The 10,323-nt window shown below is 69.8% G+C and carries 2 protein-coding genes; both read left to right on the top strand.

Translation table 11 applies throughout. The annotated features are described in order from the left end of the window. A partial coding sequence (locus ACFY0I_RS39790; RefSeq protein WP_388904710.1) for an SDR family NAD(P)-dependent oxidoreductase occupies positions 1-3,909 on the top strand: 3,909 nt, incomplete at its 5' end. A gap of 47 nt (positions 3,910-3,956) precedes the next feature. Further along, positions 3,957-10,323: SDR family NAD(P)-dependent oxidoreductase (locus ACFY0I_RS39785; RefSeq protein WP_388904709.1), on the top strand; the 6,367-nt coding region annotated here is incomplete at its 3' end.

Genomic DNA, 10,323 nt, shown 5'->3' with positions numbered 1-10,323 from the left:
GGTGAGGGTGCGGGTGTGTTGGTGTTGGAGCGGTTGTCGGACGCTCGTCGTCATGGTCATCGGGTGCTTGCCGTGTTGCGTGGTTCGGCCGTCAATCAGGACGGCGCCTCCAACGGCTTGACGGCGCCGAACGGTCCGTCGCAGCAGCGGGTGATCCGGCAGGCGCTGGCCAACGCGGGTCTGTCGGCAACGGACGTGGACGTGGTGGAGGCGCACGGCACCGGCACCAAACTGGGCGATCCCATCGAGGCGCAGGCGTTGCTGGCGACGTACGGGCAGGACCGGTCGGAGGGCCGCCCGCTGTGGCTCGGATCCGTCAAGTCGAACATCGGTCATACGCAGGCGGCTGCGGGTGTGGCCGGTGTGATCAAGATGGTGATGGCCATGCGGCACGGTCGGCTGCCCGGAACCCTGCACGTGGACGAGCCGTCGCCGCACGTCGACTGGTCGGCGGGTGAGGTGCGGCTGCTGACCGCACCGGTGGACTGGCCGAGCAGCGACAGCCCACGGCGTGCGGGCGTGTCCTCGTTCGGGGTGAGCGGCACCAACGCGCACGTCATCCTGGAGGAGCCGCCCGCAGTCGACACGCCTGCGGAAGAGCGGGAAGCCGCCGTATTGCTGGGCGAGGACCTCGTGCCGTGGGTGATGTCCGGCCGCGACGCGGCCGCCCTTCGCGGCCAGGCGGCGCAGTTGGCGAGCTTTGTCCGAGCTCGGCAGGTGGCGGGTGTGGTCGACGGCGGGTGGGTCGCGGGGGTGGCTGCGGGGTTGGCCGGTAGGGCCGGTCTGGAGCAGCGGGCCGTGGTGACCGGCGCGGATGTCGCTTCGCTGCTGTCCGGTCTGGACGCGGTCGCGGCCGGCGAGCCGGCCGAGGGCGTGGTCACCGATGAGGTGGTACCCGGCTCGGATGTGGTGTTCGTCTTCCCCGGCCAGGGGGGCCAATGGGCGGGGATGGGCGTGGAGTTGCTGCGGTCCAGCGCTGTGTTCGCGGAGCGGATGGCGGTGTGTGAGCGGGCGTTGGATCCGTTCGTGGATTGGTCGTTGTGTGGGGTGTTGGCGGGTTCGGATGAGGTGTGGTTGGGCCGGGTGGATGTGGTTCAGCCGGTGTTGTGGGCAGTGATGGTGTCGTTGGCGGAGGTGTGGCGGGCGGCGGGTGTGGTGCCGGATGTGGTGGTGGGGCATTCGCAGGGTGAGATCGCGGCGGCGGTGGTGGCGGGTCGGTTGAGTGTGGAGGACGGGGCTCGGGTGGTGGCGCTGCGTTCGCGGGCGTTGCGGGTGTTGGCGGGTCGGGGTGCGATGGCGTCGGTGGCGTTGGATCCGGGGGAGTTGGAGGGGTATCTGTCGGGTTCGGTGTCGGTGGCGGCGGTGAACGCGCCGGGGCAGGTCGTGGTGAGTGGTCCGGCGGACGAGGTGGCCGGGTTGTGTGCCGACCTGGACGAGCAGGGGGTGCGGGCGCGGCGTATCGAGGTGGATTACGCGTCGCATCATGCGCAGGTGGAGGCGGTGGAGGAGCGGCTGGGCAAGGAGCTGGCGGGGGTCGTGGACCTGGGTGGTTCCGGGCCGGAGCTGGTGTCGACGGTGACCGGTGGGCCGGTGTCCGATGGTGGGTTGGATGCCGGGTACTGGTATCGGAACCTGCGGGAGCCGGTGCTGTTCGCGGACGTGGTGCGTCGGTTGCAGGACGCGGGTCCGCAGGTGTTCGTGGAGATCGGTCCGCATCCGGTGCTTTCGTTGGCGATGGAGCGGACGGTCACGGCCGGACGGGTGTTGCACACCCTGCGTCGTGATCGGCCGGAGGTCGCGCAGTTGCTGAGCAGTCTGGGGACGGCCTGGGCGGCCGGTCTGCCGGTGGCGTGGCGGGAGTTGCTGCCTGCCGCGGAGCCGGTGGGATTGCCCACGTATGCCTTCCAGCGGCAACGCTATTGGCTGGACGCCCCCGCGGCGGCGCAGACCGGTACCTCCGGGACCGACGCGTGGCGCTATGACGTGGGCTGGACGCCCTTGGCGGCCCGACACGCAGGTGGGCTACCCCGAACATGGCACCTGCTGTGCCACGGGGAGACAGAAATCAGCGACATCCGAATGGCGTTGGAACACGCCGGTGCCCAGGTCGAGGTACGGGTGCTACCCACCGGCCGCGACATCGATCGCGCCGATGTCGCGGAACTCCTCGCGGGCGCCGAGCACATCGCCTACCTGCCGGCCGGGTCAGATCGTGGCACGACGGACCGGAGCGGAAGTCGTCTGTCCGGTCAACTGGCCGTCGTACTGGCCGTGATGCGGGCCGTCGTCGAGCAGGACGCCGCCCGGTTGTGGGTGCTGACCCGGAGGGCGGTGACCACGCCGGGGACGGACGCGGCTCCCGATCCGGCGTCGGCGGCGATCTGGGGACTCGTCCGGGTCTTCGGCCTCGAACACCCCGACCACTACGGCGGTCTGCTGGACCTACCGGTCGACTGGTTCGCGGATGCCGACGAGTTGGTGTGCGCGGCGCTGGCGCAGCCGGTCGAGGACCAATTGGCCGTCGGCCCGGCCGGCGTGTTCGCACGCCGGCTGCGACATGCACCGGCGCCCTCCGGCGGTGGTGAGGGGTGGAAACCCAGTGGCACGGTGGTGGTGACCGGGGGCACGGGTGCGCTCGGGTCGCATCTGGCACGGTGGCTCGCGCGCAACGGTGCCGAGCACCTGGTCCTCGTCAGTCGATCCGGGACCGACGCACCCGGCGCCGTCGAGCTGGCCGAGGAACTGAGCGCGGAGGGCACCCCGACCACGGTCACGGCTTGCGACATCACCGACGCCGAGCAACTGGCGGAGGTCCTGGACAGCAGCGGCCACCCGCCGACCACCACCGTCATCCACGCCGCCGGGGTATCCCAGGACGTGGCGCTCACGAGCCTCACCGCCGCAGACCTGGAAGACGTGCTCGCCGCGAAGGTGCGCGGCGCTGACGCCCTTGCCGAGCAGCTCGCCGGCGGCAAGTTCGAGCGCCTCGTGCTGTTCTCGTCGAACGCCGGGGTCTGGGGCGGTGCGCGGCAGGGTGCCTACGCCGCCGCGAACGCGTACCTCGACGCCCTGGCGGAGAGCCGGCGCGCGGCCGGCTGGTCCGTGACATCCGTCGCTTGGGGACTCTGGCAGGGCGAAGGCATGGGCGGTGGCGAGGCCGGCGCGCGGCTGAGCCGGCTCGGACTGCGGCCGATGACACCGGAGCGCGCCATCGCGGCGCTGCACGAGGCACTCAGCCTCGACGAGACATTCCTGGCCGTGGCGGACGTGGACTGGGAACGGTTCGTCCCCACCTTCACGATGGCCCGCCACCGTCCGCTCATCGAGGACCTGCACGAAGCCCGGCAGATCACCACCTCAACGGGCCACCAGGACACGGACGACGCCTCCGGACTGCTGTCCCGGCTTGACGGGCTGGACGAGGCCGACCGCCTCGACCTGCTGTCCGCACTGGTGTGCGCGGAGGCGGCCAGGATCCTGTCCCACTCCAACCCCGACGCCATCGAGCCCGAACGCGCCTTCCGGGACATGGGGTTCGACTCCATCGCCTCCGTCGAACTGCGCAAGCGGCTCAGCGCCGAAACCGGCCTGCGCCTACCGGCCACCGTGGCGTTCGACCACCCCACCCCGAGGATCCTCGCCGAGCACCTCGATGCCGAACTACTGGGGGTGACCCCGGACGTACCCCCGTCCACCCGGGTGTTCGGCGACATCGAACGCCTCGCGGAAACCCTGGCGGAGGTAGCCGAGGGCGACGCCGTACGCAAGCGGGTGGCGCAGCGGCTCCGAGAGCTCTTGGACTCCTGCGACAGCACCTCGCGCGACACCGAGGACATGAGCGCACAGCTCGGCTCGGCGAGCGACGAGGAGATCTTCGAATTCATCGACAAGCGGTTCAAGCAGTCCTAAGACCCTGACCGTCTGTCTGCATCACAGCTGTGAGGAAGGCTCACCAAATGGCCAGCGAGGAACAGCTCCGGTCCTACCTGCGGTTCGTCACCACGGACCTGCACGAGACGCGCGGGCGTCTGGAGCGACTGGAAGCCGAACAGCACGCCCCGATCGCCATCGTGGGTATGAGCTGCCGGTACCCCGGCGGAGTGCGCGCGCCCGAGGACCTGTGGGACTTCGTCGCCGCCGGTGGCGACGCCATCTCGGACTTCCCCAAGGACCGGGGCTGGGACCTCGACAAGCTGTTCGGCACCGACCCGGACGGGCCCGGCACGTCGTCCACGGCGGCCGGCGGTTTCGTCTACGACGCTGCCGAGTTCGACGCCGGCTTCTTCGGGATCAGCCCGCGTGAGGCGCTGGCGATGGATCCGCAGCAGCGGCTCGTACTGGAGTGCTCGTGGGAGGCGATCGAGCGCGCGGGCATCGACGTCTCCACCCTGCGCAACTCCAGCACGGGTGTTTTCGTGGGAGCGTCCGCTCAGAACTACGGCACGTTCGCCGACCACGGGGGAGAGGGCAGCGAGGGCTACTTCCTGACCGGGAACGCGGCGAGCGTGGTGTCGGGGCGGCTGGCGTACGTCTTCGGTCTTGAGGGTCCGGCGGTGACGGTGGACACGGCGTGTTCGTCGTCGTTGGTGGCGATGCACTTGGCGGCGCAGGCGCTGCGGGCGGGCGAGTGTGGCCTGGCTCTGGCGGGCGGTGTCGCGGTGATGTCGACGCCGGGTGCGTTCGTGGAGTTCAGTCGGCAGCGCGGTCTGGCACCCGATGGCCGGTGCAAGCCGTTTGCGGCGGGCGCGGATGGTACGGGCTGGGGTGAGGGTGTCGGCCTGGTGCTGCTGGAGCGGTTGTCGGACGCGGTGGCGAACGGCCATCGGGTGTTGGCGGTGCTGCGGGGTTCGGCGGTGAACCAGGATGGTGCGTCGAACGGGTTGACGGCGCCGAACGGTCCGTCGCAGCAGCGGGTGATCCGGCAGGCGCTGGCGAACGCGGGTCTGTCGGCGACCGACGTGGACGCCGTTGAGGCGCACGGGACGGGTACGACGCTGGGTGATCCGATCGAGGCGCAGGCACTACTGGCGGCGTACGGGCAGGACCGGCCGGAGGGCCGCCCCCTGTGGCTCGGATCCGTGAAGTCGAACATTGGTCATACGCAGGCGGCTGCGGGTGTGGCCGGTGTGATCAAGATGGTGATGGCGATGCGTCACGGGCGTCTGCCTGCGACGTTGCACGTGGATGAGCCGTCGCCGCATGTGGATTGGTCGGCGGGTGAGGTGCGGCTGCTGACCGAGTCTGTTCCGTGGCAGGCCGATGGGCGGGTGCGGCGGGCGGGGGTGTCCTCGTTCGGCGTGAGCGGCACGAACGCGCACGTGATCGTGGAGGAGGCGCCTGCTGTCGAGCTTGATGCTGTGCCGGTGGTGGAGGTGTCGGGTCCGGTGCCGTGGGTGGTGTCGGGTCGGGGTGATGGGGGTCTGCGGGGTCAGGCGGCCGGGTTGGCGGAGTTCGTCCGGGACACCGGGGTTGTCGACGTTGTCGGTGTGGCTGCGGGGTTGAGGAACCGTGCGGTGTTGGAGGACCGGTCTGTTGTGGTGGGTTCCTCTGTTGAGGAATTGCTTGCGGGGCTGGACGCATTGGCTGAGGGCGGATCTTTTGATGCGCTGGTGACGGGTTCGCCGTTGGTGGGGAAGACGGCGGTGTTGTTCACGGGGCAGGGCTCGCAGTTCGCGGGGATGGGTGCGCGGTTGTACGAGCGGTTCGAGGTGTTCGCCGGCGTGGTGGACGAAGTGTGTTCGGTGGCGGATGGGTTGTTGCCGGGGCCGTTGCGTCCGGTGCTCTTCGGTGAGGGTGGTCGTGGTGACCTGATCGATGAGACGGTGTTTACGCAGGTGGGGCTGCTTGCGTTGGAGGTGGGGCTGTGGCGTGTCCTGGTGGAGTGTGGTGTTCGGGCGGATGTGTTGGTGGGGCATTCGGTCGGTGAGATCGGCGCGGCGGTCGCGGCGGGTGTGCTGAGCCTGTCTGATGCGGCTCGGTTGGTGTGTGTGCGTGGCCGGTTGATGCAGGGGATGGACGCCGGTGGCGTGATGGTCTCGGTTGCCGGGCCTGCGGCGGAGATCGCGGATCGGATCGCAGGGCTGGCCGGGGTGTGGGTGGCTGCGGTGAATGCGCCGGAGTCGGTCGTGTTGGCCGGTGAGGGGGATGCGGTACGGGGTGTGGTCGCGGAGCTGGAGGCCGAGGGGTTGCGGACTCGGTGGCTTCCGGTTGGGCATGCCTTCCATACGCCTTTGATGGCTCCGATGTTGGAGGATTTTGCCGCTGCGATCGCCGATGTGGAGTTCGCGGCGCCTGAGATTCCGATTGTCTCGACGGTGTCCGGGGATCTGGCCGGCACCGACTTCGGTAGCCCTGCCTATTGGGTGGGGCATGTGAGTCAGCCCGTCCGGTTCGCCGAAGCAGTCGAGAAGGCACGCGAGTTGGGGGTTCGGGTCTGGGCGGAGGTCGGTCCGCAGCCTGCTCTGTCCGCTGTGATGGAGGAGCGTGGGGGTGAGGCGGTCGCGAGCTTCATGCGGCGTGATCGTGATCAGGCCACCAGCTTGCTGATGGGCCTGGCCCGCCTGCACGTGCATGGGGTTGGCGTGGAGTGGGACCGGTGGGTTTCCGGTGCGGGGCAGTCTGTGGAGTTGCCGACGTATGCCTTCCAGCGTCGCCGGTATTGGGTCGCGGGGTCTTCGGGGGTGGCTGGGGGGTCGCTCTCCGGGGTGGGGTTGGCGGTCGCGGGTCATCGGCTGTTGGGCGCACAGGTGTCGCTCGCGGGTGGTGGTGTGGTGCTGACGGGGCGGGTGTCGGTGTCGGCGCAGCCGTGGTTGGCCGATCATGCGGTGTCCGGTGTGGTCGTGTTGCCGGGGACGGCGTTTGTGGACGTGGTGGCGCATGCGGGCCTGCGGTTGGGGTGTGCGCGGGTCGAGGAGTTGACGCTTCAGGCGCCGTTGGTGTTGGTCGAGGGTGGGCCGGGCGTGACGGTGCAGGTGGTGGTGGAGGAGCCCGACGAGTACGGGCGGCGGGTGGTTGCTGTTCATTCGCGTCCGGATGCCGAAGGTGGGGAGTGGACCCGGCACGGCACCGGTGTCCTCGCGGAGGCGCTCGAAGCTCCTGATGCGGCTTGGACCTGGCCTCCTGCGGGAGTCCCGGTTCCGGTGGAGGACGTTCAGGCCGCTCTGTCGGAGGCGGGGTTCGATTACGGGCCGGTGTTCCGGGGGCTGAGGCAGGTTTGGCGGGACGGTGAGGACGTCTACGCGGAGGTGGTGCTGCCCGACGATCCGGCCGGTTTCGCGTTGCATCCGGCGCTGCTGGACGCCGCGCTCCATGCCCTTGCCGCGACCTCGGGCGATGGCGATGGCGATGGCGTTGGTGTTGGCGTTGGTGATCGCGGGCTTCCGTTCGCGTTCAGTGGTGTCACCGTTCATTGCACCGTCGCAAGGGTTCTGCGGGCCCGGCTGCGTCGCGGTGCTGATGGTGTCGCCATCGAGGCCTTCGACCCGACCGGACGGCCCGTCGTCACCGTCGAGTCCCTCGCCTTCCGGCCGATCAGCCAGGAGAGCCTTGCGGGGTCCCCCGCCTCCGCTGCACGGCTCCTGCGGATGCGGTGGGCGCCGGTGTCCGACCCGGCCACCGACAGTGCGAAGGACCCGGCGCCCGAATGGGTGCTGGTGGGCGGAGGTGCGGGCGATCACGTGGATCTGGCCTCGCTCGAAGAGGCGCTGGAGAGCGGAGCCGCGACACCCCCACTGGTGGTGCTCTCCCTCCCCGGCACACCGGGCGGGACCGGCGACGGCTTCGAGGCAGAGGGAGCCGATCGCGCCGAGACGATCCTCGTACGGCTGCTGGCCCAGGTGCAGGCGTTCCTTGCCTCGCCCCACCTGACCGACGCCCGGCTCCTGGTCCTCACCCGGGGCGCCGTGACCACGGAGGAGCCGGTGTCCCCGGTGGATCCGGCCATGTCCGCGATCTGGGGCATGATCAGGTCCGCCCAGACGGAACACCCGGATCGCCTCGTGCTCCTTGACCTCGACCCGCAGGACGGTCGTGCGGAGGACGATGCTCTCCGCGCGCTGTCCCTGCCCGCCGTACTGGCCACAGACCTCGACCAGTTGGCAGTGCGTGGCGGCGCGCTGATCGCGCCGGCCCTCGGAGAACTCGACGAGACGGACCGGTTGCGGCTTCCCGAGCACGGCCCATGGCGTTTGTCGACGGGACCCGGCGGGACATTGACGGAACTGACCGCGATTGCGCACGCGCAGGCCGCCGCGCCCCTGCAGCCGGGAACGGTCCGCCTGTCGATGCGTGCCGCCGGCCTGAACTTCCGCGACGTACTCATTTCGTTGGGCATGTACCCGGGCGAGGCCACACCGGGCAGCGAGGGTGCCGGGGTGGTCACCGAGATCGGTCCGGAGGTCACCGGACTGGCCCCCGGCGACCGCGTCATGGGCCTGATCCCGGAGTCGTTCGGTGACACCGTGGTGGCGGACGCGCGGACCGTGGCGCCGATTCCGACGGAATGGTCGTTCGCGGAGGCGGCGTCCGTGCCGGTGGCGTTCCTGACGGCGTACTACTCGCTGGTGCGGCTCGCGGGTCTGCGTGGGGGTGAGCGGGTGCTGATCCATGCGGGTGCGGGTGGTGTGGGGATGGCGGCCGTGCAGCTTGCGCGGCATCTCGGTGCGGACGTGTTCGCGACGGCGCATCCTTCCAAGTGGGGGGTGTTGCGGGGGCTGGGGTTGTCGGAGGATCGCATCGCCTCGTCCCGTGATCTCGGTTTCCGTTCGGCGTTCCTGGACGTGACGGGTGGTGCGGGCGTTGATGTGGTGTTGAACTCGCTGGCGGGCGAGTTCGTGGACGCTTCGTTGGAACTGCTGCCGAGGGGTGGCCGGTTCATCGAGATGGGCAAGACCGATGTCCGGGAGGCGGCTTCGTTGCCGTCCGGGGTCCGGTACCGCACCTTCGACCTCTCCGAACCGGAGCCCGACCGAATCGGGGCCATGCTCGCCGAACTGCTGGCGCTGTTCGCCACGGGGCGGCTCACGCTGCTACCGATGACGGCATGGGACATACGGCAGGCGCCGGCCGCTTTCCGTCACCTCAGCCAGGCCCGACACGTCGGCAAGAACATCCTGACGCTGCCCGTCCCGATCGATCCGGAGGGGTCGGTGTTGGTGACCGGTGGTACGGGTGTGCTGGGTGGGTTGGTGGCGGAGTGGTTGGTGTCGGCGTGTGGTGTGCGGCATCTGGTGTTGGTGGGGCGTCGTGGTGTCGCGGGTTCGGGTTCCGCGGTGGATCTGGTGGGGCGGTTGCGTGGGCTGGGTGCCGAGGTTCGGGTGGTGGCGGCGGATGTGTCGTCGCGGGCCGGTGTGGAGGAGGCTCTTGCGGCGGTTGGGGTGGAGCATCCGTTGACGGGTGTGGTGCACGCGGCGGGGGTCGTGGACGACGGTGTGGTGGGGTCGCTGTCGTCCGAGCAGGTGGGTGCGGTGATGGGTGGCAAGGCGGGCGGCGCCTGGTGGCTGCACACACTGACCCGTCAGATGGATGTGGCGTTCTTCCTGACGTTCTCGTCACTGGCAGGCGTTGTGGGTTCGCCGGGGCAGGCGAACTACGCCGCGGCGAACGGATTCCTGGACGGCCTGATGCAGGCGCGACGGGCGCGCGGACTGGTGGGCCAGTCGGTGGCCTGGGGCCTGTGGGACGTCTCCGGTGGCATGGCCGGTGAGCTGAGCGGGCGCGACGTGGCCCGGATGTCCCGCGGCGGAATCACCGGACTGTCCGCCACCGAAGGGACGGACCTGCTCGGCTCGGCGCGGGAAGTACCCGATGCGGTGACGATGGCCGCCCGCTGGGACTGGCGCGCTTGGGAGGGCGCGACCACCGTGCCACAGGTGCTGCGCGACTTGGTGCGCGGCGGATCGCCCCGCAACCGCCGCGGACGTGCCCCCGCCACGGACGGCATCCGGAGCCGGCTGAACCGCCTGTCCCGAACCCAGGCCGTAGCGGCCATCGAGGACCAGATCCGCGGCGAGGTGGCGTCGGTTCTTGGTTTTGGTTCTGTGGTGGATGTGCCGGTGGGTTTGGCGTTTCGGGAGATGGGTTTTGATTCGCTGACCGCGGTTGAGTTGCGGAATCGGTTGGGTGTGTTGTTCGGGGTGCGGCTTTCGGCGACGGTGGTTTTCGATTATCCGTCGGTGGGTGTGTTGGCGGAGTTTGTGTGTGGGTTGTTGGGTGTGGGTGGGGGTGTTGGTCCGGTCGGTGTGGGGGCCGGGGTGGTTTCGGTGGTTGATGTGGGTGATCCGGTGGTGATCGTGGGGGTGGGTTGCCGTTATCCGGGTGGGGTGG

Source organism: Streptomyces sp. NPDC001568 (assembly GCF_042893755.1).
Taxonomy (GTDB): domain Bacteria; phylum Actinomycetota; class Actinomycetes; order Streptomycetales; family Streptomycetaceae; genus Streptomyces.
The sequence above is the reverse complement of the archived record's forward strand: the minus strand, read 5'-3'. Positions and strand labels throughout refer to the sequence as shown.